Genomic DNA, 23717 nt, shown 5'->3' with positions numbered 1-23717 from the left:
GCTTAAGATTTGGGCGCTGCAGGCGCGTCCAGGGTGATCGGCGAGATCGACTGGGTGAACGCCTCGATGATGGTGTTCACGCCCTGCGGCAACGGCAACTGGGCCGCGTGGACCGCCACCGTGTATTTCGCCGAGTTGCTTTTCTGGTAGTGGGTGTTATGCGTGGACGAATCTTTCGAGTCGTAACTGGCGCTACCGCGGATGGTGACCGACACCGGACCCCAGCCCACCTTGGCTTCGAAGCTGCCCTCGCCCTTGCTTTCCGACGACTTCTGGTCCGACTGTTCTTCGGAGAAGCTCGAGTTCACTTCCATTTCGAAGTTGATGTCGACCGTGTCCACGGCCAGCGAATTGAGCGGGACGATGGTCAGCAAAGGCAGGTTGAACTGCGTGGTCAGCGACTGCAAGCTGGTGGCGGTGGCGGGTACCACGATGGTTTTGCCGTCGGGGCCCAGCACTGCGGGCGAGCCCGGTGTGACCACGCCGCGCGTGAGCGACATCACCACCATGATCGGCGAGTAATTGTTGTACGCCGCCATTGCCGGTTTGCCGACCACTTCCGGCGTCGTCACCACGCCGTGGGCATCGACCACCGCCGGTACGCCTTTGACTTCCGCCGTGGCCGCGACCGGCTGCAGGTTGAAGCAGGTATCGAGCATGAATTTGGTCTGGGTCAGCGCCATGGCGGAGTTGGCCCGGGCGGCGGCATTGAGCGGGCCGCCGATCAGCGCGTCCATCGGCAGTCCGGAGAACTGCTGCGCCATCGATAACAAATTGGAATCCATCTTCTTGTTTCCCTTTTCAGTTTTGGGTTTGCATTGGTATTTGCATCAGCGGCGCCGTTCCGGACCGGCGCCGCCAGCGCTCTACTGCAAAGGTCATGCCACCGGCAAAAGAAACAAATTTGCCTCCGCCTGACGACGCTTGACCAGCCCCGGCATCACCACACCACCGGCGTGGTCCCACAGCTTGAATTGCTGCGCCGCGCCTGCCACGTCGCCCTGGTTCAACAGCTTGAGCAGGGTCGAAGCCGCAAGATTTTCCACACCGAGGTTATAGGTAAAACTGACCAGCGCGGCAAACTGGTTGTCGTTGACGGTCACCTTGAGCAAGCCCTGCACCTCCGCGCAGGTCGCGCTCACATCGTCCTGCAACAGGCTGGTGGCGTCGGCCACGCACAGCCCGCCGTGATAGAGCTGATCGGCCTGCGCACCGCATGCCGAGCCCTTGAGCGGCTCATGGTTGACCGTGATTTCGTGGCCCCAGCCGATGGTCCAGATCTCGATGGGATCGGCATACGGACGGAAGACTTGTGCCGTGGTATCCCAGCCCCCCGCCCCTTCGAATTGCTTGATCAACGCGATACCCGCGTCGTTGCATGCGCGTGCAGCCATATAACCTCCTGAGAAAAAACACCGGTAATGGCTGCATGTATCCGCAAGCACCGTGCCACCCCCGACTACCGCCCAGCAAGCCATTTATGGCGATTCCAACCCGCGATGCCAGCGTTTTTTTACATGTCAACAACCGCTTTTTACATGTCAACCCGGGCTGAAATAAGTCCGGCAACGGGTCGCAACGCGTAGCGCAATTGTTACAATTAAACATTGACTTTAGGCAATTGCCAATTGATAATCATTAACGCATTTGACAAGTCTTTCCCCCGCCCCCGGTCACAGGAGTTTGCGATGATTTCGGTAGAAATTTCAGCTGCGGTGTTGGACCGGTTCGGCGACTACGAGCTGCGTGGCAGCCTGGGCGAAGGAGGCTTCGGCCGCGTGTACCAGGCGTGGGACCCGGCGCTGCAGCGCACTGTCGCCCTCAAGTGCCTGAAGACGGCCAACCACCACGCCAGCCCCGATACCCTGATCGACGAAGCACGCCGCGCGGCATCGCTGCGGCACCGCGCCTTCGTCAAGATCTTCGCTTTCCAGGAGTGGAACGACATCCAGGCCATCGTGATGGAACTGGTGCCCGGTGCTACCCTGCGTGCGCACATCGGCAGCGCGGCGCCCGACGTGGCGCTGGCGCTCGATATCGTCGACCAGGTGGCCGACGCCATGGCCGAAGCGCATGGCGCCGGCCTGATCCACGGCGATCTGAAACCGACCAATCTGATGCTCGAGCCTTCGGGCGCGGTGCGCATCCTCGATTTCGGCCTGGCGCGCAAGGTCGATCCGCTGGCCACCGATCTCACCGCCGGCCAGGACGATGGCGCCACGGTGGCCTATACAGCGCCCGAACGCCTGATGGGCTGCCCGCTCAGCCGCGGCAGCGACATCTATGCACTGGGCGTGGTGCTGTACGAGTTCCTGGTTGGCGAGCGGCCGTTCGCCACGCTCAACGGACTGGCCCTGGCCGCCGCCCATGTGCATACCACTTCGGAAAGCTGGCCGTTCCCGGCCAGCACCGACCGTTCGCTGGTCGAACTGGTGCGGCGCATGACGGCGCACGATCCGGCGCGGCGGCTGCCGTCGATGGACGCGGTGCGCGAACGCATTGCGGTGCTGCGCAGCGCCGATGGCACGCCGCCGGCAGCGCTGGCATTGCAACCGGCATCGCGGCACGCATCCCTGGCGATAGCCGAGCCTTCGTCGCCGCAGATGGCGCAGCAGCTGTCTGCCGCCACGTCGCAACTGCTTCCGGCGACCACGGCACATCAAGAGCGTGCTATCGCGCTGGCGCCAGCCGCACCGGTCCGGCCGGTCTGGCAACGCTGGCGCTGGCCGATGGCTGCAATACTGGTGGCTGGCACGGTCGCGGCCACGGTACTGGCCTGGCCATCGCTGCCGCTTGATCGCCTGGGCGCCGCGCTGACGCCCTATTCCGAGGCGCGTGCCATGGAAAGCGGCCTGGAAAAACTGGCCCACGGCGACCGCGATGGTGCGCTGGAGCAGGCGCTACTGAGCTTTAACACCATCCTCGAACGCAATCCGAATCATGCGGGCGCGGCCGCAGGCGCTTCGATCGCCTACAGCCTGCGCTACGTTGGCGACGGCCGCGATGACAACTGGCTGCGCTTTGCCAAAGCCGGCGCGCAGGCCGCGCTCAGGCAGGACGACCACCTGGCGCTGGCGCACGTGGCGCAAGCCTGGTCGCTGGCATTGGGCGGCGACAAGGAAGCGGCACTGGCTGCCGCCGACCGCGCGCTGGCGCTCGATCCCCTCGATCTGCAAGCGCTGAACGCCAAGCTCAATATATTGCTGGACCTGCGGCGGTACGAGCCGCTGAGCGCGCTGCTGGAAATGGCCAGGAAAAAGCTGCCGAAGCAACGCATGTTCCCCGACATCGAAGGCACGATGCACTACCGGCGCGGCGACTACGCACGCGCCGAGCAAGCGTTTCGCACCAGCTTGCAACTGGAACCGGACGGCATGCGCGCGTACGCCAACCTCAGCGCAGCACTGATGCGCCAGGACCGCCTCGATGAGGCGCTGCATGTACTGCAACAGGGGCTGCGCGTGCGCCCGAGCGGCGCGCTGTACACCAACCTGGGCAACGCGTTGTTTACGCGCGGCGACTACACCGAGGCGGCGCGCGCTTTCGAACAGGCCGTCTCGAGCGCACGTGGCAGCCCCAACGACTACCTGAAATGGGCCAATCTGGCCGACAGCCTGAACTGGATACCTGGCCGTGCGGAAGAAGCGCGCAACGCTTACCAGCGCGCCGCGCGCCTGCTGGCGCCCCTGGTCGAGCGCAATCCCGCCAATGGCGCCTACCTGAGCCGCATGGGCCTGTACGCCGCGCGAGTGAAGGATGCTGCGGCACTGACCTGGATCGACCGCAGCCTGCGCCAGGAACCGGACAGTCCGGACGTGCGCTTCCGCGCCGCCATCGCCAACGAACTCACGGGCCGGCGCGACCAGGCGCTCGCGCATCTCGCCCGTGCCAGGCAATTGGGCTACCCACTCAAGCTGCTCGAGGCGGAGCCCGACCTTATCGCGCTGCGGCGCGATCCCCGTTACACCACCACCATTGAGGAAAAACTACGATGAGCGATACCCCGGCCATTCCACAACCACCAGCGCGGCTGATACTTGAAGTCCGCTTCGATGTCGATCAGCAATCCGATCAGCTGTCCTACCGCCTGCTGCCCGATCCGTTGTTCCCGCCGGAACCCGATCCCAACCCGCGCCGTGGCGGCTACGCCAATGCGCTGTATTTCAAGGCGGGCGAACAGGTCACGATACGGGTGGTCGGCGGCGGCGACAAGGTCGATAAAAAGCCTGGTTTCGTGTCGTTCCAGATCGTCGATTGCACCATCATCACCAAGCCGCAAGTGGTGCGACGCGACAAGGGCGTGCGTACCGAGTACGCGCCCCCATCGCCGTTCTCGCAAGCGCTGAGCGCGAGCTACCCGCTGGCGCTGGACTTCTCGACCCACATCACCGTCGACGACGAGAATTACTTCGAGCTGACGCAGAACTGGAAACAAACGCTCGACGTCGCTTACAGCCCGGGCCTGTGGGAACTGTCCATGGTACTGACCGTACGCATCGTGCGCGGCGTCGGCGAAGTCGATGAAGTGCGGGTGTTCAGTTTCGATCCCGAGGCCGAGGTTGGCGGCGTCGGCACCATGCCAACGCTGCCCCGCTTCCCCTAAGCGAGCAGCCCTACCCCGCGCAGGTGCCGCCGTAATGCTTCACTCGGCGTTTTCAGCATCTGCGCGCACAGCACCACGTCGTCGCCGCAGGCGCCGACTGCGCTCTGCAGTTCGGCCAGCGGAATCGCCGCCGCCGGGCGAATCTCCGGATGATCGTCGATCAGCTTGTACATGGATGGCCGCGACACGCCCAGCGCCAGCGCCGCCGCGCCCACCTGCCAGCCATTATCTTCCAGCGCCGCCAGCACGGCATCGTGATCGAGCTCGGACAGCTTGGCGCGACGCGTGACCTTGCGCGCCGCGTCGCCTGGTGCCAGGCTGCCGGTGTGCATATCGCCGTTTTGCATGCCACCGGTTGACCCGCCGTGGTTCGGCTGCGCCTGCGGCACCACTTCCGGCACCAGCACCTCGAACGCCGGCGCCGGCCCGTCCACGGCCGCAATCAGCGCCCGCCGCACCACCATCGCCAATTGACGCACATTGCCGGGCCAGTCGTAGCGGCACAGCGCATCGATCAGCGTGGTCGGCAGCTCCGCCGGTGCATTGCCGGCGTTTTCCCACTGCGTGATGAAGTGGCGGATCAGCAGGCCGATATCCTCGCGCCGCGCCCGCAATGGCGGCAGGTGGATCACGAACCCCTCGAGGCGGCGCAGCAGCGCCTGGTTGTATCCGTGTCCCAGGTCCTGGTCGGTGGCGGCGATCACGCGGGCGCCGCTCCTGACGTCGGCAGCAGCGCCCAGCGGCCGGTAGGTGCCGGTTTCCAGCACCCGCAGCAGCATCGGCTGCACCGCGCCGGGCGTGTCGCCAATTTCGTCCAGGAACAGGGTGCCGTCGCCCGCTTCGGCAAACCAGCCGCGCCGCACGTTGTCGGCGCCGGTGTAGGCGCCCTTGACGGCGCCGAACATGTCGGCTGCGGCCAGCGTCTCGCTCAAGGTGGCCATGTTGACCGCCACCAGCGGCCGGTCGCGGCGCGGGCTGCCGGCGTGGATGGCTTGCGCCACCAGTTCCTTGCCGGTACCGGTTTCACCGAGCAGCAGCACCGGCAGCAAGGTGCCGGCCGCTTGCCTGATCGATTCATGCAGGCGCAGCACGGCGCCGCTCACGCCAAGCAAGGTTTTGCTGCTGTTCAGGCGCGGCAATTGATCGCTCCAGTGCATGCACAGCAAAACGCAGCCGCCGAGCGCCAGCACCACGCCGCGTTCGACCGCCGCCACCGACAGCGTGGCCCCGCCCGCCAGCGTCTCGCCATCGACACCGATGCTCATGCGGCTTTGCGGCGTGACGATGGTGACCTGGTCGGCGGCATCGCGCAGCAGCATCAAGGGGTCGCGGGCGATGCGGCGGTCGCCCAGGCCCAGCGGCGTGCCGCCGGGACGGCCGAACAGCGGCGCGAAGCGGTTGAGGGCGATCTGGCGCGAACCCGGACTGGCAAACGCCTGCTCGCCCACGCGCGCCAGTTCCGGGTGCCACAGCACCGTGAACGTCAGCATGCGCTGCGCACTGCCCGTCAGCGACGACAGCAGCGAGGTGAGAGTGTTTTCCGCGTCCTGGTCCATCAGCGCCCTGCCCTTGTTTGTCGAGTGGGCGTTATCTTAACGGACTTCCGGCCCGAATGGTCCCAGTGCCACGCCGGAATTTTTCAACGCAATGCTTTACTGGCGCCGCCGCAGGTTACGCCGCGCAGCCGTACCGAATTCGACACATTACTGGCGTCCGCTCGCGGCGTTTCGCAGCAACTCCACCGATCGGTTAACGCGCGCACACAGTGCCGCCCCAGCCACCGCGACACTCGTCACTGATCGATCACATCGGTAACGCCGATACCCAATTACCATTCATCAGGAACAGCCGTCATGAGACTTCGATTGCACCTTACCGCGCTGGCGCTAGCCGCCACGTCCCTGTCCGGCCATGCCCAGCAAGGCGACGGCAGCCGCGTGGCGATCGCCACCGCCATCGTCAAGCCCGACAAGGTGGACGCCACGCCTGCGCGCATGGCCGCGCTCAAGGCGCCGGCCGGATTTACGGTCTCCGCCTTTGCCACCGGCCTGAAAAATATCCGCATCATCGCCGTAGCGCCCAATGGCACGATTTACGTTAGCCGGCGCGACCAGGGCGACGTATTGATGCTCAAGGACGCCGACAGCGACGGCCGCGCCGACGGCCCGCCAGTCACCGTGGCCAATCGCGCCGGTGCGCACGGGCTGGCCGTCCACGACGGCAAGCTGTACCTGGCCACCGTGAAAGAGGTATTCGTCGCCCCGATCCGCACCGACGGCACGCTGGGACCGCTGAAACTGATCATCGGCGACCTGCCGGACTCCGGCCAGCATCCAAACCGCACGCTCGCATTCGGTCCCGACGGCATGCTCTACATCAGCGCCGGTTCCACCTGCAATGCGTGCAACGAAAGCAATCCGGAAAACGCCACCTTGCTGCGCGCCTCGCCCGACGGCAAGCAGCGCAGCATCTTTGCCACCGGGCTACGTAATACCATCGGCTTCGACTGGCATCCGCGCACTGGCGAATTGTGGAGCATGGACCACGGCATCGATTTTCTGGGCGACGACGAACAGCCCGAGGTAATCAACAAGCTCGAACTGGGTAAACAGTACGGCTGGCCACACGTGTACGGCGCCGGCGCCATCTACCCGCAAAGCACGCCGCAGGGCGACATCAGCAAAGAAGACTGGAAAGCCCACAGCACCCCGATGGTGTTGGGCTACACCGCGCACGCGGCGCCGATGCAAATGCTGTTCTACCGCGGCACCGGCTTCCCGGCCGAGTACCAGGGTGACGCCTTTGTCACCATGCGCGGCTCCTGGAACCGCACCACGCCGTCCGGCTACGAAATCGTCCGTGTACGCTTTGCCAACGGCCAGGCCACTGCGGTGGAATCGTTCGTCACCGGCTTCCTGACCGATGGCGGCAAGACCCACATCGCGCGCCCCGTCGGACTGGCGATGGCCAACGATGGCGCACTGCTGATGGCCGACGACGCCAACGGCGTGCTGTACCGCGTGGCATACACCGGCGCCGGCAAAGCCACGGCCATGCTGCCGGCGTCGCCCGCCGCCCCCATGCAACAGCAGGCGCAACGCGGCGACAACGTGCCGCTGGCGCTGGTGCGGCCCGAAACCGCCGGTGATGGCAAGCTGCGCGTGCAGAGCCCGGCCTTCAACGCCAACGGCGCCATGATGGCCAAGTACAGCGAATACGCGGAAGGGGTATCGCCACCGCTGTCATGGCAGGCGGTAGCCGGCGCCAAGTCCTACGCCGTGATCATGGAAGACCCGGATGCGCCGAACAAGCCGTTCGTGCACTGGCTGGCGTGGAATATCCCGGCAAACGTGACCAGCCTGCCTGAAGGACTGCAGGAGCAGGCGCGCCTGACCGCACCGGAAGGCGTACTCCAGGGACGCAATACGCGCGGCTCGATGGGCTACTTCGGACCGAAGCCGCCGGTCGGCGATCCGGCCCATCACTACCACTTCCAGGTTTTCGCGCTCGACATCGTGCTGCCACCAGGCTGGGGCGCCGACCGCGATCAGCTGCTGCAAGCGATACAGGGGCATGTCCTCTCGAAAGGCGAGGTCATCGGCCGATATGCGCAAAAGCAGGCGCCAATGAAGTAAGACCCGGGCTGAAGTACGGCATCTGCAAATGTGCAGTATCATCGCGCCCTTCATTAATCGATTAACAAGCAATCAATGAGCAAAGCAGCATCACCGTACGGCCCACAGTTTTTCTCCAACCCGACGGTGGTGCTGGCTCTGGCCACCCTCTGCTGCATCTTGTGGGGCAGCTCCTTCCCGGCGATCAAGAGCGGTTACGAGATGCTCGGCATCGCCCGGCACGACGTGCCATCCAAGCTGATTTTTGCCGGCTATCGCTTCCTGCTCGCCGGCGTGGTCCTGCTGGTGCTGGCAGTGTGCATGCGCAAACCCGTGCTGCGGCTGGACCGGCGCCAGTTCGGCCAGCTGGCCGCCCTCGGCATCGCGCAAACCGGCTTGCAATATGTGTTCTTCTACATCGGTCTCGCTTACACGACCGGCGTGCGCGCATCGATTCTGAATGCAACCACGACCTTCTTCAGCGTGCTGCTTGCGCATTTCGTGTACCGGAACGACAAGCTGTCGCCGCGCAAGAGCGTGGGTTGCCTGCTCGGCTTTGCCGGCGTGCTGGCGGTCAATGCCGGCGGCGGTCCGCTGACGGCGCCGCCGTCGCTGCTGGGCGAGGGCTTCATTGTCATTGCCGCGTTCGTGCTGTCGGCAGCGTCGATCTACGGCAAATATGTTTCCAGGAATATGGATGCGATGGTGATGACCGGCTGGCAACTGGCCATCGGCGGCCTGGCCTTGCTGGTGGGCGGCTACGTGACCGGCGGCACCGTCGGCGCCATGACGGCGGCATCGACCGCGCTGCTGGTGTACCTGGCGTTGTTGTCGGCCGTGGCGTTTACCGTGTGGAGCCTGCTCCTCAAATACAACCCGGTCGGCAAAATCAGCGTGTTTGCTTTCCTGGTTCCCGTCTTTGGCTCTGCGTTGTCGGCCGTGTTCCTCAACGAGACCATCCTCGAATGGAAAAACCTGGCCGCTTTGCTGCTGGTGTGCGGCGGCATATGGCTGGTCACGCGAACACAGGCGCCGCCCGTGGCCGCGTCAACCGCCAGTTAGCATTACCGCCGCGCAGCCGCAATGATCACGTCAGCCACCTTGGCCGGTTGCGACACCATCGGCACGTGGCTGGTCGGCAGCGTGGTGGTGACTGCGTTGATTTTTCTGGCGAACGCCTGCTGCAATTCCGGCGCGATCATGCGGTCATGGTCGGCCACGATGTAGTAGTTGGCCTTGTTTTTCCAGGCTGCCACGGTGGTGGTGTCGGCAAAGGCCTTGGCGGCAATCGGGCCCTGGGTGGCGGCGATCATGCGGGCGGTGGCGGCCGGCACGTCCTGGGCAAAGTTTTTCGCCACCGAGTCGGCCGGCAGCCACAGGTAGCCGGTGGCATCCTGTTGCAGGGTTGGCACGCCAGGCGGCACGGCATAGTCCTTGCCCAGGTTGCCGCTGGCCTCCCCTTCCGATGGCGCAAATGCCGCCACATAGACCAGCGCCTTGATCTTGTCGCTGGTACCCGCTTCCGTGATCACGGTGCCGCCCCACGAGTGGCCGACCAATACCACCTTGCCGGTTTGCGCATCGACCACGCGCCTGGTGGCAGCAACATCGTCAGCCAGCGAGCTGAGCGGATTTTGCACGGCCACCACCTTGTAACCCTTGGCGTGCAGCAGGGGAATCACCTTGTCCCAGCTGGAGCCATCGGCAAAGGCGCCATGCACCAGCACGATGGTGGTGTCCGCAGCGGCGGCGGGTACATCGGCAGCGTTGGCGAAGGCGGTGGTGGCAAACAGGGCGGCGGCGATCAGCGAGCGTTTCATGATGGTGCTCCTTCAGTTTGGGGTGAATTAAGTAGTGCGCTATGTATTAATCATAGTCCGCAATTTAATAGCGCACAAGTTATTTTTAAATTATTTTGCGTGTCTCGCTTAAACGGTGGGGACGGTGCCGCCGTCGATCACGTGCTCGGCGGCGAAACAGTGGTTGATCACATGCTTTCAATTCGAAGTTGATGATCAGGCCGAGTTTCAAATGCCGTAATCTGCCTTGATGAGCTCGGTCGCACGCTCGCAGATCACCACGCAAGGCGCCATGGTGTTACCGGTTGTAATGCGTGGCATGATCGACGCGTCGGCAATGCGCAGGCGGGCAATGCCATACACCTGCAGGTCGGCGTTCACCACCGCACCGGGAATTCGACCTGGCAATGGAGAATGTCGGGTACATCGAGCGCGGCATCGCTTTCCCAGTACAGCGTGGCTTCCGACCCGCCGTTGCCCACTTCCTGCGGCGCCTTGTATTCCCAGATGCAGCCGAACGACACGTGGTCCTGCTGGTTCTGCCCTACCTCGGCCAGGTGCTGGCGCACCGGAATGCCATGGCGCCGCAGTTCCTGCTCGGGCCCGATCCCGGACTGCATCAGCAGCTTGGGCGTGCTGACCGCGCCCAGCGACAGCACCACCTCGCGCGCGGCGCCGAACACGCGCGGCTCGCCATCGAGCAGCACTTCCACCCCGGTCACCCGGTTGTTCTCGACCGTGAGCCGCGACACCAGCGCGCCGGTCAGCACGGTGAGGTTGGGCTGCGCCATGCGCGGATAGGTGCAGGAGCGGAACACCGACAAGCGCTTGCCATCGCGGGCTGGGGCCACCGCCCAGCACCTTGCCCATGTTCATGGAATCGCGCGGCCGTTCAGGTGGCGGTTCGGTTGCGCGACAAAACCCCAGTCGCGCTCGGTGTTCAGGTTGAGCAGCCATTGCGCCGGTTCGATCACGCTGGCCACTTCGTCGGCGCCGCCGGCCTCCAGCAGCAGCACGCGCAATTCGGGATATTCGGCCAGGCGCGCGGCCACCACCGAGCCCGAGAAACCGGCGCCGCAAACGATGAAGTCATAACTGGCAGCGAGGGCGCCACGCAGCGCAGCCTGGTTGGCGCGGACGGCAGCCGCAATCCATCATCACCATGGCACAGGCGGCCAAAATCCTCGGCGTGTCGCCGCGTACGGCCCAGCCATGGACGGAAAGTGGCGTCATCCCGACGTGGAAAACGCCGCGCGGGCATCGCCGCATGTTCGAAGAGGATGTGGTCGCCGTCCTGCACCGCAGCGACGACATCGTGGTCCAGCCGCGCCGGGTGCTGGTGCTGGCGCCAAGTGGGCGTCACAGCGCCTGGTCGCACGCGCTGGCCACGCTGGACGTCACCGACGTCAGCCTGGCCGCCGCCCCGGTCACCGCTGCCGTCATGCTCGGCGCCACCGTGCCGGACGAGCTGATCATCGAGGCGCAAGACCTGCACGCGTTGCCCGACAATTTTCTTGCGACGCTGCGCGGTATCGCCCTGTTGAGCCGGCTGCAAATCGTGATCGCGTCGGCCGCACCGCAGGCAGCGCCCGACTTTCCAGCCACGGTCATCCACCTGCAACCGACTGCCGGCAGCCTGGGCGAGGAACTGACACGCCATACGCAACTGCAACCGTTGCGGGTGCAACCGCTGCCGGCCGCGCTGCGCGAGGCGCCCTTCCCGGTCGCCGCCAACGAACCACGCCGGCTGAACGCCGTGCAAAAGGAAATCCTGGCGCGACTGGCCAGCCTGGTCACGGCGGAAATCGCACGCGGCAGCCGGGGACAGACGCGGCCCAGGTAAGCAAGCCACTACATCGGTCACGGGAGGCAAGAGTGGACTATGACTACGATTTTGTCGTGATCGGCTCCGGTTTCGGCGGCAGCGTTTCCGCGCTGCGGCTGCTGGAAAAAGGCTATCGCGTGGTCGTGGTCGAACAGGGTCGGCGCTGGACCGCCGCGCGGCCGGCTCCGAAGCCGACCTGTCGCGCGGCATTGCCATCGGCTCCGGCATCTATATCGACGAGCATACGCATATCGAAACCGTGCGTTATCCGAACGGCTCGGACGCCATGGGCCTGCTGACCACCGTGATGACGCTGGGACGGCCCGGCTGGACCAGGATCGTGACCTGGGCCGCCACCCTGCTCAAGTTGCTGGTCACCCGCCCGGTAACCACCTTGCGTGCGCTGTCGCCGGCCGGCTGGGCGCGCGAGTCGATGATTTTCCTGTGCATGCAGACGCTCGACGGCCACCTCACCATGAAGCACAAGCGCCGCTGGTTCTGGCCTTTTTCCAAGCAGTTGACCACGCACGGCGACCGCATCCCGACCTTTATCGCCTCTGCCAACGATTTCGCCATCAAGGCCGCCAAGGCCACCGGCGGCGTGCCGCTCACGTCGATAACGGAAATCCTGCTCAACATCCCGATGACCGCGCATTGCATGGGCGGCGCCGGCATGGCCCGCACGCCCGCAGACGGTGTATGCGACGGCAAAAACCGCGTGTTCGGCTACCGCAATATGTACATCTGCGATGGCTCGATGCTGAGCGCCAACCTCGGCGTCAATCCCAGTTTGACCATCACCGCATTGACCGAGCATGCGATGAGCCATGTATCGCCATGCGACGAAAATTTGTGGGATGCCACCGGCACCGAAAACACGTAACCCTCGGGCAGCGTCGTAATATGTTCGTTAGGGCAACGAACGTGTAGAATCAATGGTTGGCATTACTACAACAACCATCTCCACGCAGAGAGAAAGACTGAGACATGCCCCAACAGAACCAACAACCTCAACCATCTCGCCCGGTGCGCCGGGTTATCATCGCCGGCGGCGGTACGGCGGGCTGGATGGCCGCCGCCGCCTTGTCGCGCACGCTGGGCAAGGTGCTAGATATCAAGCTGATCGAGTCCGACGACATCGGCACCGTGGGCGTGGGCGAGGCCACCATTCCCAGCCTGGCGCAGTTCCACCGCCTGATCGATATCGACGAGCGCGAATTCATGGCGGCCACCCAGGCCACCTTCAAGCTGGGCATCAGCTTCGAGAACTGGCGCGCCCGCGGCGAAAATTACATTCACGCGTTCGGCTCCACCGGCATCGACCACTGGACCGCCGGCTTTCACCACTTCTGGCAAAAGGGCCGCGAACGCGGCATCGCCGCCGACTACGGCGACTACTGCCTCGAGCACAGGGCGGCGCGGGCGCTGCGCTTCGGCCACCTGCCCGACGACGGCCTGGTGTACGCCTACCACCTTGACGCCAGCCGCTACGCGCGCTACCTGCGCCGCTACGCCGAGCACTTCGGCATCGAACGGATCGAAGGCAAGATCGCCGACGTGCAGCGCGACCCGGTCGATGGCAACGTCGCGGCGCTGGTGCTCGATTCCGGCCGCCGCCTCGATGGCGACCTGTTCATCGACTGCACGGGCTTCCGCTCGCTGCTGCTGGGCCAGACCATGGGCGTCGAGTACGAGGACTGGTCGCAATGGCTGTTCAACGACAGCGCGATCGCCGTACAAACCGAGTCGGTGGGACCGGCCGTGCCGCTGACGCGCGCAATCGCCCACGACTGGGGCTGGCAGTGGCGCATCCCGCTCCAGCACCGCACCGGCAACGGCATCGTGTTCTCCAGCCGCTTCGTCGATGACGACACCGCGAGAGCCGCACTGCTGGCCAATATCGAGGGCAAGCTGCTAACCGAACCGCGCGTGATCCGTTTTACACCAGGCCAGCGCCGCCAGGTGTGGGCCGGCAATGTGGTGGGACTGGGGCTGGCGACCGGCTTCCTGGAGCCGATCGAATCGACCAGCATCCATCTGATCCAGCGCAGCATCGTGCGCCTGTTGCAGCTGTTCCCGACCGAGGGTATAGAACCGACCGACGTGGCCGAATTCAACACCCAGGCCGCCGACGACATCCAGACCATCCGCGACTTCATCATCCTGCATTACAAGGTGACCGAGCGTGACGATAGCCCGTACTGGCGCGCGGCGCGCGACATGACGGTGCCGCCGTCGCTGCAGCACCGGCTCGATCTGTTCGGCGGTTCGGGACGGGTGTTCCGGTCGCAGAACGAGCTGTTCTCGGAAAACTCGTGGGTGCAGGTGATGCTGGGCCAGGGCTTGAATCCGCGCACGCAACACCATACGGCCGACGTGATGCCCGAGCGTGAGCTGGCGGCATTCCTCGACGGCATCCGTACCGGCATCGACCGCACCGTGGCGCAGATGCCGGCGCACCAGGCCTACGTGGAGCGGTACTGCCCGGCGGAGAAGCCGTAGAACCTGTCCCGGCGCGTCAAACGATCAGCATGACGATCACTTGCGCTGTCCGGCCGGACAATGGATGACTTCGAGTCGCAGTGTGGTTATGCTGGTCGGTTTCCAGACGGAGGCCCGCCATGCACCCAGTTGGCACATTGTTCGTCCGCTTGCTGATACTCGCCTTTCTGGCCGGCGCTGCGCCCGCAGCGCGGTCAGCCGTTCCCGTCACCGAACAGCGCTACCTGTCCGGGCAAGGACCGAAGACGGCGGTGCCGTGGGAATTCAAGATATCCGATGGCCGGCGCGCCGGGGCCTGGAGCACGATACCGGTGCCATCGAACTGGGAGCTGCAAGGCTTTGGCGGCTACGACTACGGCGAAGGCGCCAAGCGCCACAACGAGCAAGGCCAGTACCGCGTGAAATTTGCCGTGCCGCCGGCCTGGCGCGGGCGCACCATCCGGCTGGTGTTCGAAGGCGTGATGACGGAAGCGACGGTGCGCGTGAACGGCATGCCGGCCGGCCCCGCCCACATCGGCGGCTTCTACCGCTTCGGCTACGACATCACGCAACTGGTCAAGCTGTCCGCCGGCGCCGACAATGTGCTGGAAGTGGACGTGAACAAGGTGGCGTCTAACGCGGCCAGCGAAAAAGCAGAACGTGGCGGCGACTACTGGGTATTTGGCGGCATCTTCCGTCCCGTATGGCTGGAAGCAGCACCGGCGCAGGCGATAACCGGCGTGGCCATCGATGCGCGGGCCGACGGCACGCTGACCGCGCGCGTACGCCTGTCGCAAGCGGCGCCGGGCGCTGTAGTAGACGGCCAGGTGTTCGATGCGGCCGGCAAGGCGGTCGGGCCGGTGTTCCGCGCGGGGCTGGCGATTTCGACTGCTGCTACCTCCGCAGTCACCCCGGTCTCTTCCACCGGCACCAGCACCGCCCAGACCAGCGCCGGCGCCGGCGCCGATCCCGCACTGGTCACCTTGCGCGGCAGACTGCCCGCCCCGCGCCTGTGGTCCGCCGAAACACCCAACCTGTACACGCTGCGCCTCACCGTGCGCCAACACGGCAAGCCGATCCACACCCAGAGCACGCGCTTCGGCTTCCGTACCTTCGAGGTGCGCCAGGGCGACGGCCTGTACCTGAACGGCAGCAAGATCATCATCAAGGGCGTCAACCGCCACAGCTTCCGGCCCGAAACAGGCCGCGCGCTCGACCGCGACGACAACTACGCCGACGCGCGCCTGATCAAGTCGATGAACATGAACACGGCGCGCATGTCGCACTACCCGCCCGATCCGGCCTTTCTGGAAGCCGCCGACGAACTGGGCCTGTACGTGATCGACGAGCTGTCGGGCTGGCAGGCCGCGCACGGCACCGCCATCGGTCGCCAACTGGTGGCGGAGATGGTGCCGCGCGACGTCAACCATCCCAGCATCCTGTTCTGGGCCAATGGCAACGAAGGCGGTTTCAATACCGATCTCGACGCGGAGTACGGCAAGCACGATCCGCAGCAGCGCCCGGTGATCCATCCGTGGGCCATCTTCAACGGGCTCGACACCAAGCATTATCCTAACTGGAACCTGGTCAACGAGCGGCTGCGCGGCCCCAACCTGTTCATGCCCACCGAATTCATGCACGCGCTGTACGACGGTGGCGGCGGCGCCAGCCTGCAAGACTACTGGGATGCGATGATGGCCTCGCCGATGGGCGTGGGCGGCGTGATCTGGGCGCTGGTGGACGAAGGCGTGGTCCGCACCGACCAGGGCAACCGCGTCGATCCCTACGGCACTTACGGTCCGGACGGCATCGTCGGCCCGCACCACGAAAAAGAAGGCAGCTACTACGCGGTGAAGGATATCTGGTCGCCGGTCAAACTGGGGGCGGCGTCGTTCGATACCGGCTTCGACGGCACGCTGCCGGTACACAATCGCTACGACTTTGCCGGCCTGGACCAGGTGCGCTTCGACTGGCAACTGCTGCGCTTTGCCGCGCCGGATGCGGCTTCCACGGCAGCGCACATACTGGCTAAAGGCACAGGCAGCGCCAGCGGTGTGGCCGCGCGCAGCGATGGCAAACTCGACCTGCGCCTGCCGGCCGGGTGGCGCAAACTCGATGCCGATGCGATCGCGGTGACCGCGACCGGCGCGGACGGGCAGCACATCTGGACCTGGACGTATCCGGCCAGCGATTTGTCGGCACGCCTGGCGCGCACCGCCCTCCTGCACCAGCCGCCGCTTGCAAGCTCCCCCACCGATTCGGCGACGCGCACTGCGCCGATGACCGCTTCCTCCGGTACTGCTGCCGCAACCAGCGCTGCTTCCGCCGGGTCCACGCCAACCGTGACCACAGAGAGATCTACACTGCGCCTGGCCGCTGGTCCGATCAGCGCTACGTTCGACGCTACCACCGGCCGACTGCGCACGCTGCAGCACGGCAGCCGCGTATCGGCCCTGTCCAACGGGCCACGCCTGGCCTATGCCCGCCCGCTGCCGGCACCGGGGACCGAAGTCGCATGGCTGCCGCTGACCGCTCACGCGGACGACAGCACCGCTGGCAGCACCGGCAGGCAAGCCGGCGCCACCATCCACCGCCTGGCCGCGCCGCAGACAGCCAGCGTGATCGAAGTGATTCCCGCCTTCGACAAGGCCACCGCCTACGCCCGCTTCAAGCTCGAGATCAGCGCCGACGGCGTCAACTGGAAGACCCTGTTCGACGCCACCCGCCGCAAATCGGATGGCAACGACTATCGTTTCCCGCCGCAGCCCGTGCTGGCCGTGCGCATCACCAGCCCTACCGGTCAGTATGGCCAGCCGATCGCCTTGAACAGCGTGCGCCTCGGCCACGCGACGCAGCGCTTCCCTGCGCTGGCCGCTGCCACCAATTCAGCTGATCCAGCCAGCGTGCGCAGCGGCACCGGCATCGATGACGGCGGCAAGCCGGTGGCCTGGATCGAAGCCAGCCACAGCACCGGCCTCGACCGACTGCGCTGGACCATGGCGGCCAACGGCGACCTGCGGCTCGATTATGGCTATCGTCTCGACGGCGTGGTGCAGTACCACGGCATCACTTTCGACCATCCGGAGAACGCGCTGCGCGGGATGCGCTGGCTCGGCGAGGGACCGTACCGCGTGTGGAAGAACCGCCTGCAGGGCACCTGGCTCGGGGTGCACGAGGTGGCGCAGTTCGACCAGCAACCGGGCGAGAGCTTCCGCTACCCCGAATCGCAGGGTTTTTTTGCCGACGTGCGCTGGGCGCGCCTTGACACGACCACCGGCACGCTGCGGGTGAGCAGCAACAGTCACAACAACGCAGCCGCCAGCTACCTGCGCGTGGGCACGCCGCGCATTTCTCACGCCAATACGACGGTGGAATTCCCCGCCGGCGATCTGTCCTGGTTGCACGCGATTCCCGCCATCGGCGAAAAATTCACACCCACCGAAGCACTGGGCCCCTCGGCCGCCTGGCCCGTCGCCAACGGCGCCTACCAGGGCAGCCTGACCTTGCGCTTCGATTAATATATTCCCACGAAAGGCCAATATGCCCCGCCTGACCACCCTGTCCGCCATCCTGCTGTGTTGCGCCATCCCGGCCATGGCGCAGGCACAGCAACCGCCAGCAACCAGCCAGTCCGCGCCGCAGGCCGACGCCCCGCTGCAACTGCCCGCCATGCACCTGCACGATCCGTTTATCGTAGCCGACCAGGCCAGCCGCACCTATTACCTGTACACGTCGAATGTACCTGGCATGTCCGGCGAATGCGGCGTCGGCGTCATGGCATACACCAGTACCGACCTGAAACACTGGCGCAAGCCCACCGTGGTGTTCCGCCTGCCAAAAGGCGGCTGGGCCAACGATGGCGCCTGGGCGCCCGAAGTCCATGCCTGGCAAGGCAAGTACTACCTGCTCACCACGATGTACAACGAGAAGCTCACCCTCGACAAGCCGTCGGCATCGGGCTGGAAAGCATTCCGGCGCGGCACCATCATGGCAGTGGCCGACAGTCCGCGCGGCCCGTTCGTCCCGCTCAATAACGGCGAGCCGGTCGTCCCCAGCGACCTGATGACGCTCGACGGCACGCTGCACATCGACCGCGCCGGCAAGCCCTGGTATGTGTACGCGCATGAATGGGTGCAAACTGCCGACGGCACCATCGAAGCGATGCCATTGACCAGCGCCCTGAAGCCCGCTGGCGCACCGGTGCTGCTGTTCAAGGCGTCCGAGGCCGACTGGAGCAACGGCCAAAAACCGGTGGACCCCGACGGCAAACCCGCCAAGGCGCCCGTGTACGTCACCGATGGTCCGCAACTGTACCCGTCAACCGACGGCAGCCTGCTGATGCTGTGGTCGAGTTACGACAAGAACGGCTACGTGCAGTCGGTCGCCCGCTCGGCGTCCGGCGACGTGCGCGGGCCGTGGACCCAGCTGCCGCCTATCCTCAAGCGCGATTCCGGTCACGGCATGCTGTTCGATACCTTCGACGGCAAGCGCATGCTGGTCGTGCACCGGCCGTTCAAGAACGCACGCGGCAAGCTCTACGAAGTGCGCGACGCCGGTGGGCGCTTCGAGATAGTGAACCAGCGCGTGGATCTCGATGGCGACCATTTGATGGGGGTGGCGGAGCAGGCGCCGCAGATGGCTTGCCCGGCGGCGAAGTAGGATACCGCTACCGAACCGGCGCCCTGTCCGCGTGGCAAAGCAATCAGGCGACTGCCTGCTGCCGCACCGGTATCCAGCCCTGGAAGCCCTCGATGATGCCCCACAGCTTGGGCGGAATCGCCAGCGCCCCCACCTGGGCCGGATCAATTTCGAGATCCACCGGCTGCCCCTGCTGCAACCGGCTTACCCAGTCCGGGTTGATGATCAACCCGCGACCGATCGCCACCAGCGACAACCCGGCGTCCAGCGCGTCGCTGGCGTCGGCAGGAGTCAGGATGCTGCCGGCAGCAATCACCGGTACCCGCCCGGCCACGCGCTCGACGATGCGGCGCACGATAGTCTGGCCGTCGGGGTCGTCGATGGGTCGGTCGCGCAACAGGTAGGCCAGCGAGGCGTGCAGGTAGTCGACGCCCAGTTCCAGCAAGCGGTCGATAAACGTCAAGGTCTGGTCGATGCGGTAACCGTGCTCGCCGGGTTCTTCCGGCGAGAGCCGCACACCAAGCGCGAACGGCCGGTCGGCATGTTCGGCAATCACGCGCTTGACCTCGGCAACAACGGCCAACGGGAACCTCATGCGGTGCTCCAGGGAACCGCCCCACGCGTCGGTGCGCAGATTGGTTGCCGGCGACAGAAAGTTTTGCAACAGGAAGCCGTGGGCGCCATGGATTTCGATGCCATCGAAGCCGGCCTCGATGCCGCGCCGTGCGGCGGCACCGAAGGCCGCGACCAGTTCCTCCACCTCGTCGGCGGACAGGGCGCGCGGCGTGAGCGGCGCCTGGAACGGCGTGGCTGCCGTCAACACCGCGCTGGAACTGACGACATCGCCGCCGGGAATCAGGTGGGGCAGCGCCTTGTTACCAGCGTGAAAAAGTTGCAGGATCGCCGGTGCGCCACCGCTCCTGGCGGCGTCGGACAGGCGCTTGAGGCTCGGCACGAAGCTGTCGTCCGCAGCGGAAAACTCGTGCGTGAAGCCGATGCCGTTGGCGGTCACCTGGGCGCAGCCGGTGATCACCAGGCCGACACCTTTGACGCGCAGCCGGTAATAGGCCTCCTCTTCTTCGGTGATCTGGAATTCGTCGGAGCCGGACCACGTGGTCATGGGCGACATCGTGACGCGATTGCGCACGGTGATGCCAGGGATCAGGTCGAACGGGCGCAGCAGGTGATTGGCAGACAGGTCGGACATAGCGAAGACTCCATGAAAGATGAAGCCCAATGGTATACATTGTAAATCTGGTGTCAATTACGCACTTTGAAGTGACTAGGTATCCTCGAGGAAACCTCATGCCATCACCGATGCCCGGTTCAGCCGAAAATCCCGGGCTGGTATACTATGGATACCAGGCTCCAGGAGGAGTCCTTATTCCAGGAAGCTGCCATGCAAGAATCGTCGACCGTCCCCATCGCGCCCGAGTGCTTTTCGTCGGATTGCCCAAGCCGGGCCCTGTTCGACCAGATTGCCGATAAATGGTCGATGATGGTGCTCGCCGTGCTCGACGACGGCCCCCATCGTTTCAATGCCATCATGCGCCGGCTCGAGGGTGTGACCCAGAAAGCGCTGACGCAATGTCTGCGCCGCCTCGAGCGCAATGGCCTGGTGTCGCGGCACGTGATCGCGTCACCGCTGGCGGTGCGCTACGAGATCACCGCGCTGGGCCGCACGCTGCAGGAACCCTTGCGGCAGTTGCATGCGTGGACGCTGGACATGTTGCCGATGGTCGAAACCGCCCGCAGCGACTTCGATCAGCGCAATGCATCCTGAACCGATTGGTTTGCTTTACTGGCAGGCACCGGCGCGATGCCACCGATGTCGTGACCCCGACAGGAATGCATTACGCCTGTCGGGCCGCATCGGTCACCAGCCACCGCTTCCGATTGCCTAGAACATATACGTCAGGCTGAAACGCATGGTCCGGCCGAACAGCGGGCGCGCCACACCACGATTGCGCGAACCATCGGGCGACAGCAGGTCGTTGAACAGAGGATCGCCCTCGGTGAACGACAGCTGGTTGGTCAGGTTAGCCACGTGCAAATGCGCGCTCCAGCGCTCCGACAACTGGTACTGGGCCCCGGCGTTGATGATGTGGTACGACGGGTACAGCGTGACGTTGCTGTCGGTGGCTTCCGAAAAACGGTTGCCGTAATACTGGTACTGGCCGTACAGGCTCAGCGGGATATCCGTCAGCGGCTTGAGGTCGAACGACGGCATCAGGTTGACCATCACCTTGGGCAGGCGGCGCGGCCGGCGACCGTCTTCGCTCACCTGCACGTAGTGGTAGCCGGTGATGATGCCCTGCGGGTCCTTGTCCTCTTGCGTAATGGTGTAGTTGGCGCCGTTCACCTTGGGGTTTTGCATGACCACGTTGCCTTTCAGTTCCAGGCCCGCCACGGCGGCCGGACGCCAGCTCAGCTCGACTTCCGCGCCGATATTCTGCACGCCGCGCTCGTACAGCTGCGCGACCTCCGGGCAGGAGTTGATCTGCGTGACGCCACCTTGCGTGCCGCACGCGGACGAATTGATGTCCCGATAGACATTGATCGAGCTGCGCGGCGAGAAGTTGTTGTAGAACGTGGCCACCGACGCGCCGAAGCCACGGGTCAGATAGCGCAGGCCGATTTCGTACTGGCGGATATGCTCGACCGCGCTCACCCTCACCGGCTGGCCGTTGACCACCGTGAGGTTGGCGGTGCTGAGGTCATTCAGGTCCTGCAGGCTGGGCAGACGGAATGAATCGGACGCCAGGCCATACACCGCCAGCGCCTTGCTGAAGCTGTAGTTGCCGCCGATCGACCAGCCGAAGCCGTGGTATTTTTCCTTGAGCTTGCGCGCCTCGCCCGGCAGGCTCACCTCGTTGTCGGCAGTCGTATCCTGGACCGAGCCGGGCACCACGCCGGCGGGCGTCAGGTCGGTGATGACGTTGCGGTCACGCCGCGCCACGTCGGCCTTGAGGTTTTGCCAGCGCACGCCCACGTCCATCTTGAGCTTGCTGCCCATGGTTTCCCAGTGGTCGAGCAGGTACGCGGCATTGCCGTCACCGCGTATCTTGCTCACGAAGCCGCCCCAGCCGGGCAAAATGGCGCCGCCCTGGGTCAGGCTCGGCCCCACCTGGTTACCTTGCGCATCGACGGCAATCAGATCGACCAGGCGCGACTGGTTGGACACGTCGCTGACCAGTAGCGCCTGCTGGAAGTTGGGCGCGTAGTCGTAGCGGCTTTTGTACACGCCGAAGGTCAGGTCGTGGGTACCTTTGAGATTGAATGATTTCTGGGTTTTCAGGTCCAGCGACGTGCTGCGCGCCTCGGTATCGGCGATGAACGGAATCATGAAGTTCAGGTTGGCCGAGGCTGGCACCGGCGAGCCGTCGTTCAGGTAGCGCCCCGCCACGCCGCTCGCTTTCGCATAGCGCTTGATGAAGTCTTCGCGGCTGATGTTGGCGAACGACGCGCACGCGTTGCTGGCCGGGACGTTGAAAAAACCCACCAGCTTGACATTGGTGAGATTACAGCCGAGCGCGGCGCCATGCGCGGGCGAGATCACGTCGTTCTGGTAGCGGGCATCGAGGAAGTTGGTCGAGGTGGCCGTGTCGTTGCCGGTGAACACGGCATTGAAGCCATTGCTGCCGGTGGTGTGGCGCAGCCCGCTGGAGACTTTCCAGCCATTGGCAAACTCGTGCGAACCACCGAGCGTGAACATCTTGAAGTTCGGGTGGATGCCGTCGGCCTGGTCCACGGTGCGGCTGCCATACTCGCCGATCATGTTGAAGCGCCGGTTGTACTGCGACGCCGTGGTGCCGTGGGCAAAGTCGATGCCCAACGGCTCGATGCTGCCCTGGCTGATGGCGGTGGGATTGGCCGGCGTGCCGGGGTTGGCAAAGCGTGGCACCGAGATCGGCAGGTTCTGGTAGAACGCCGTGCGGTCGTTGATCACCAGTACGTCCGCGCGCGCGGTGGTCTTGCGGTCGTTGCTGGTATAGACCAGGTTGCCACGTACCTGGCCACCGCGATCGGCGGTATAGCCGGTGTCGCGCACGCCGTCGCTGCGGCGGTAGAAGCCGCCGACTGCACCGGTCAGGTTCGGCGCCAGCGGCCCGGAGATAAAGGCGTCCTGGCGCAGGAAGCCGTAGTCGGCATACTCCACCTTGTAGCCGCCTGCCAGGCGGTCGCCGCCGGTGCGGGTGACGTGGTTGACGGTGGCGCCGAGACCGTTCGAATACAGGATGCCGCCGGGACCGCCCTTGACCAGCTCCACGCTCTCGGTCATCAGGTCGTCGCGGATGAAGACGTCGTTGTTCATGAACGGCGCTTCCGGTTCTTCATAGGCGGGCAAGCCGTCCACCAGTTGCGGCGCAAAGCGGTAGCCGCCGGTTACGGGCAAGCCGCGCACGGTGATGTTGTTGCTGGCCTCCCCCGCACTGCCGCCCTCGGAATAAATGCCGGGGAAGTTGGCCAGCATGTCGGCCGTGCTCATTGGCGCGAGGCGCTGGATTTCTTCGCCACTCAGCGTGTTGATTGAGAACGTCGCATTCTTCTTGGTGGTGCTCTTGGTCACGCCGGTGACGATGACCACGGCGGCCGGATCAGTAGCGGAATCCGCAGGCGTCGTGGTGGCGGGGGCAGGAACCGGCTGGGCGGCCTGCTGTTGCTGTTGGGCGTACACCAGCGCGGGCGCCAGGCAAATCGCCAGGGCTGCCGAACGGGTGAGGTAATGAGTGATCGAGTAAGTCATGCTGCATCTC

General features: G+C 65.0%; 18 protein-coding genes and 2 pseudogenes. 11 read left to right on the top strand and 9 right to left on the bottom strand.

The window, feature by feature from the left end; genetic code table 11:
* Positions 1-2 precede the first annotated feature (2 nt).
* Both F8197_RS03620 and F8197_RS03615 read right to left on the bottom strand, forming a co-directional pair.
* Positions 3-785: a DUF2589 domain-containing protein gene (locus F8197_RS03620; protein WP_056147330.1), complete on the bottom strand. Its 783-nt coding sequence runs from the start codon at positions 783-785 to the stop codon at positions 3-5.
* A gap of 93 nt (positions 786-878) precedes the next feature.
* The gene (locus tag F8197_RS03615) at positions 879-1394 is read right to left on the bottom strand and encodes a lysozyme (RefSeq protein WP_152880024.1); all 516 of its coding nucleotides are present in this window, start codon (positions 1392-1394) and stop codon (positions 879-881) included.
* Positions 1395-1688: 294 nt separating this feature from the next.
* Here F8197_RS03615 and F8197_RS03610 point away from each other — a divergent pair, with 294 nt between their 5' ends.
* Both F8197_RS03610 and F8197_RS03605 read left to right on the top strand, forming a co-directional pair.
* A complete protein-coding gene (locus F8197_RS03610; RefSeq protein WP_152880022.1) occupies positions 1689-3995 on the top strand; it encodes a serine/threonine-protein kinase in 2307 nt (768 codons plus the stop codon).
* On the top strand, positions 3992-4603 hold the full coding sequence (locus tag F8197_RS03605) for a hypothetical protein (protein WP_152880020.1): 612 nt from the start codon (positions 3992-3994) through the stop codon (positions 4601-4603). The genes F8197_RS03610 and F8197_RS03605 overlap by 4 nt, the downstream gene beginning before the upstream one ends.
* On the opposite strand, the gene F8197_RS03600 is transcribed toward F8197_RS03605, so the two are convergent.
* Positions 4600-6159, bottom strand: coding sequence for a sigma 54-interacting transcriptional regulator (locus F8197_RS03600; RefSeq protein WP_152880018.1), 1560 nt, complete (start codon positions 6157-6159; stop codon positions 4600-4602). The genes F8197_RS03605 and F8197_RS03600 overlap by 4 nt on opposite strands.
* 297 nt (positions 6160-6456) lie before the next feature.
* Here F8197_RS03600 and F8197_RS03595 point away from each other — a divergent pair, with 297 nt between their 5' ends.
* Both F8197_RS03595 and F8197_RS03590 read left to right on the top strand, forming a co-directional pair.
* The gene (locus F8197_RS03595; protein ID WP_152880016.1) at positions 6457-8238 is read left to right on the top strand and encodes a YbhB/YbcL family Raf kinase inhibitor-like protein; all 1782 of its coding nucleotides are present in this window, start codon (positions 6457-6459) and stop codon (positions 8236-8238) included.
* Between the two features lie 75 nt (positions 8239-8313).
* Positions 8314-9279 (top strand): DMT family transporter, encoded by a 966-nt coding sequence (locus F8197_RS03590; RefSeq protein ID WP_152880014.1) that lies wholly within the window; start codon positions 8314-8316, stop codon positions 9277-9279.
* Between the two features lie 2 nt (positions 9280-9281).
* Here the strand turns inward: F8197_RS03590 and F8197_RS03585 are convergent, their stop codons facing one another.
* The 4 genes from F8197_RS03585 to F8197_RS28790 all read right to left on the bottom strand — a co-directional run bounded on the left by F8197_RS03585 (position 9282) and on the right by F8197_RS28790 (position 11068).
* Complete coding sequence (locus F8197_RS03585; protein WP_152880012.1) at positions 9282-10037, bottom strand: alpha/beta fold hydrolase; 756 nt, start codon at positions 10035-10037, stop codon at positions 9282-9284.
* Positions 10038-10244: 207 nt separating this feature from the next.
* The gene (locus F8197_RS28800) at positions 10245-10397 is read right to left on the bottom strand and encodes a GMC oxidoreductase (protein ID WP_373996775.1); all 153 of its coding nucleotides are present in this window, start codon (positions 10395-10397) and stop codon (positions 10245-10247) included.
* A complete protein-coding gene (locus tag F8197_RS28795) occupies positions 10394-10867 on the bottom strand; it encodes a GMC family oxidoreductase N-terminal domain-containing protein (RefSeq protein ID WP_373996774.1) in 474 nt (157 codons plus the stop codon). The genes F8197_RS28800 and F8197_RS28795 overlap by 4 nt, the downstream gene beginning before the upstream one ends.
* Positions 10868-10888: 21 nt before the next feature.
* Positions 10889-11068 (bottom strand): hypothetical protein, encoded by a 180-nt coding sequence (locus F8197_RS28790; protein WP_373996773.1) that lies wholly within the window; start codon positions 11066-11068, stop codon positions 10889-10891.
* 110 nt (positions 11069-11178) lie between these two features.
* Here F8197_RS28790 and F8197_RS28780 point away from each other — a divergent pair, with 110 nt between their 5' ends.
* The 6 genes and pseudogenes from F8197_RS28780 (at position 11179) to F8197_RS03555 (ending at position 18981) form a co-directional block, all read left to right on the top strand.
* The gene (locus F8197_RS28780) at positions 11179-11859 is read left to right on the top strand and encodes a helix-turn-helix domain-containing protein (RefSeq protein WP_193333318.1); all 681 of its coding nucleotides are present in this window, start codon (positions 11179-11181) and stop codon (positions 11857-11859) included.
* A 32-nt stretch (positions 11860-11891) separates the two neighbouring features.
* Positions 11892-11990, top strand: a pseudogene (locus F8197_RS29420) (FAD-binding protein); the annotation flags it as partial.
* Positions 11957-12724: pseudogene (locus tag F8197_RS03570) on the top strand (GMC oxidoreductase); the annotation flags it as partial. The pseudogenes F8197_RS29420 and F8197_RS03570, both read left to right, overlap by 34 nt.
* Positions 12725-12828: 104 nt before the next feature.
* Complete coding sequence (locus F8197_RS03565) at positions 12829-14343, top strand: tryptophan halogenase family protein (protein WP_152880008.1); 1515 nt, start codon at positions 12829-12831, stop codon at positions 14341-14343.
* Between the two features lie 119 nt (positions 14344-14462).
* A complete protein-coding gene (locus F8197_RS03560; RefSeq protein ID WP_152880006.1) occupies positions 14463-17840 on the top strand; it encodes a glycoside hydrolase family 2 TIM barrel-domain containing protein in 3378 nt (1125 codons plus the stop codon).
* Between the two features lie 22 nt (positions 17841-17862).
* Positions 17863-18981, top strand: a complete 1119-nt coding sequence (locus F8197_RS03555) for a glycoside hydrolase family 43 protein (protein WP_227012041.1) — start codon at positions 17863-17865, stop codon at positions 18979-18981.
* Positions 18982-19024: 43 nt separating this feature from the next.
* Here the strand turns inward: F8197_RS03555 and F8197_RS03550 are convergent, their stop codons facing one another.
* A complete protein-coding gene (locus F8197_RS03550) occupies positions 19025-20167 on the bottom strand; it encodes an NADH-dependent flavin oxidoreductase (protein ID WP_152880004.1) in 1143 nt (380 codons plus the stop codon).
* 192 nt (positions 20168-20359) lie between these two features.
* Here F8197_RS03550 and F8197_RS03545 point away from each other — a divergent pair, with 192 nt between their 5' ends.
* Positions 20360-20743, top strand: a complete 384-nt coding sequence (locus F8197_RS03545; protein ID WP_152880002.1) for a helix-turn-helix domain-containing protein — start codon at positions 20360-20362, stop codon at positions 20741-20743.
* Between the two features lie 117 nt (positions 20744-20860).
* Here the strand turns inward: F8197_RS03545 and F8197_RS03540 are convergent, their stop codons facing one another.
* The gene (locus F8197_RS03540; protein WP_152880000.1) at positions 20861-23707 is read right to left on the bottom strand and encodes a TonB-dependent receptor; all 2847 of its coding nucleotides are present in this window, start codon (positions 23705-23707) and stop codon (positions 20861-20863) included.
* Positions 23708-23717: the final 10 nt, after the last annotated feature.

Origin of the sequence: Duganella sp. FT27W (assembly GCF_009295655.1) — a bacterium.
GTDB lineage: Bacteria > Pseudomonadota > Gammaproteobacteria > Burkholderiales > Burkholderiaceae_D > Rugamonas > Rugamonas zoogloeoides.
This window is presented reverse-complemented; position numbering and strand designations above follow the sequence as displayed.

What these genes read in the sequence shown, in the direction of transcription:
- F8197_RS03620 (WP_056147330.1), bottom strand. Translation starts at nt 785, where the DNA reads ATGGATTCCAATTTGTTATCGATGGCGCAGCAGTTCTCCGGACTGCCG.
- F8197_RS03615 (WP_152880024.1), bottom strand. Translation starts at nt 1,394, where the DNA reads ATGGCTGCACGCGCATGCAACGACGCGGGTATCGCGTTGATCAAGCAA.
- F8197_RS03610 (WP_152880022.1), top strand. Translation starts at nt 1,689, where the DNA reads ATGATTTCGGTAGAAATTTCAGCTGCGGTGTTGGACCGGTTCGGCGAC.
- F8197_RS03605 (WP_152880020.1), top strand. Translation starts at nt 3,992, where the DNA reads ATGAGCGATACCCCGGCCATTCCACAACCACCAGCGCGGCTGATACTT.
- F8197_RS03600 (WP_152880018.1), bottom strand. Translation starts at nt 6,159, where the DNA reads ATGGACCAGGACGCGGAAAACACTCTCACCTCGCTGCTGTCGTCGCTG.
- F8197_RS03595 (WP_152880016.1), top strand. Translation starts at nt 6,457, where the DNA reads ATGAGACTTCGATTGCACCTTACCGCGCTGGCGCTAGCCGCCACGTCC.
- F8197_RS03590 (WP_152880014.1), top strand. Translation starts at nt 8,314, where the DNA reads ATGAGCAAAGCAGCATCACCGTACGGCCCACAGTTTTTCTCCAACCCG.
- F8197_RS03585 (WP_152880012.1), bottom strand. Translation starts at nt 10,037, where the DNA reads ATGAAACGCTCGCTGATCGCCGCCGCCCTGTTTGCCACCACCGCCTTC.
- F8197_RS28780 (WP_193333318.1), top strand. Translation starts at nt 11,179, where the DNA reads ATGGCACAGGCGGCCAAAATCCTCGGCGTGTCGCCGCGTACGGCCCAG.
- F8197_RS03565 (WP_152880008.1), top strand. Translation starts at nt 12,829, where the DNA reads ATGCCCCAACAGAACCAACAACCTCAACCATCTCGCCCGGTGCGCCGG.
- F8197_RS03560 (WP_152880006.1), top strand. Translation starts at nt 14,463, where the DNA reads ATGCACCCAGTTGGCACATTGTTCGTCCGCTTGCTGATACTCGCCTTT.
- F8197_RS03555 (WP_227012041.1), top strand. Translation starts at nt 17,863, where the DNA reads ATGCCCCGCCTGACCACCCTGTCCGCCATCCTGCTGTGTTGCGCCATC.
- F8197_RS03550 (WP_152880004.1), bottom strand. Translation starts at nt 20,167, where the DNA reads ATGTCCGACCTGTCTGCCAATCACCTGCTGCGCCCGTTCGACCTGATC.
- F8197_RS03545 (WP_152880002.1), top strand. Translation starts at nt 20,360, where the DNA reads ATGCAAGAATCGTCGACCGTCCCCATCGCGCCCGAGTGCTTTTCGTCG.
- F8197_RS03540 (WP_152880000.1), bottom strand. Translation starts at nt 23,707, where the DNA reads ATGACTTACTCGATCACTCATTACCTCACCCGTTCGGCAGCCCTGGCG.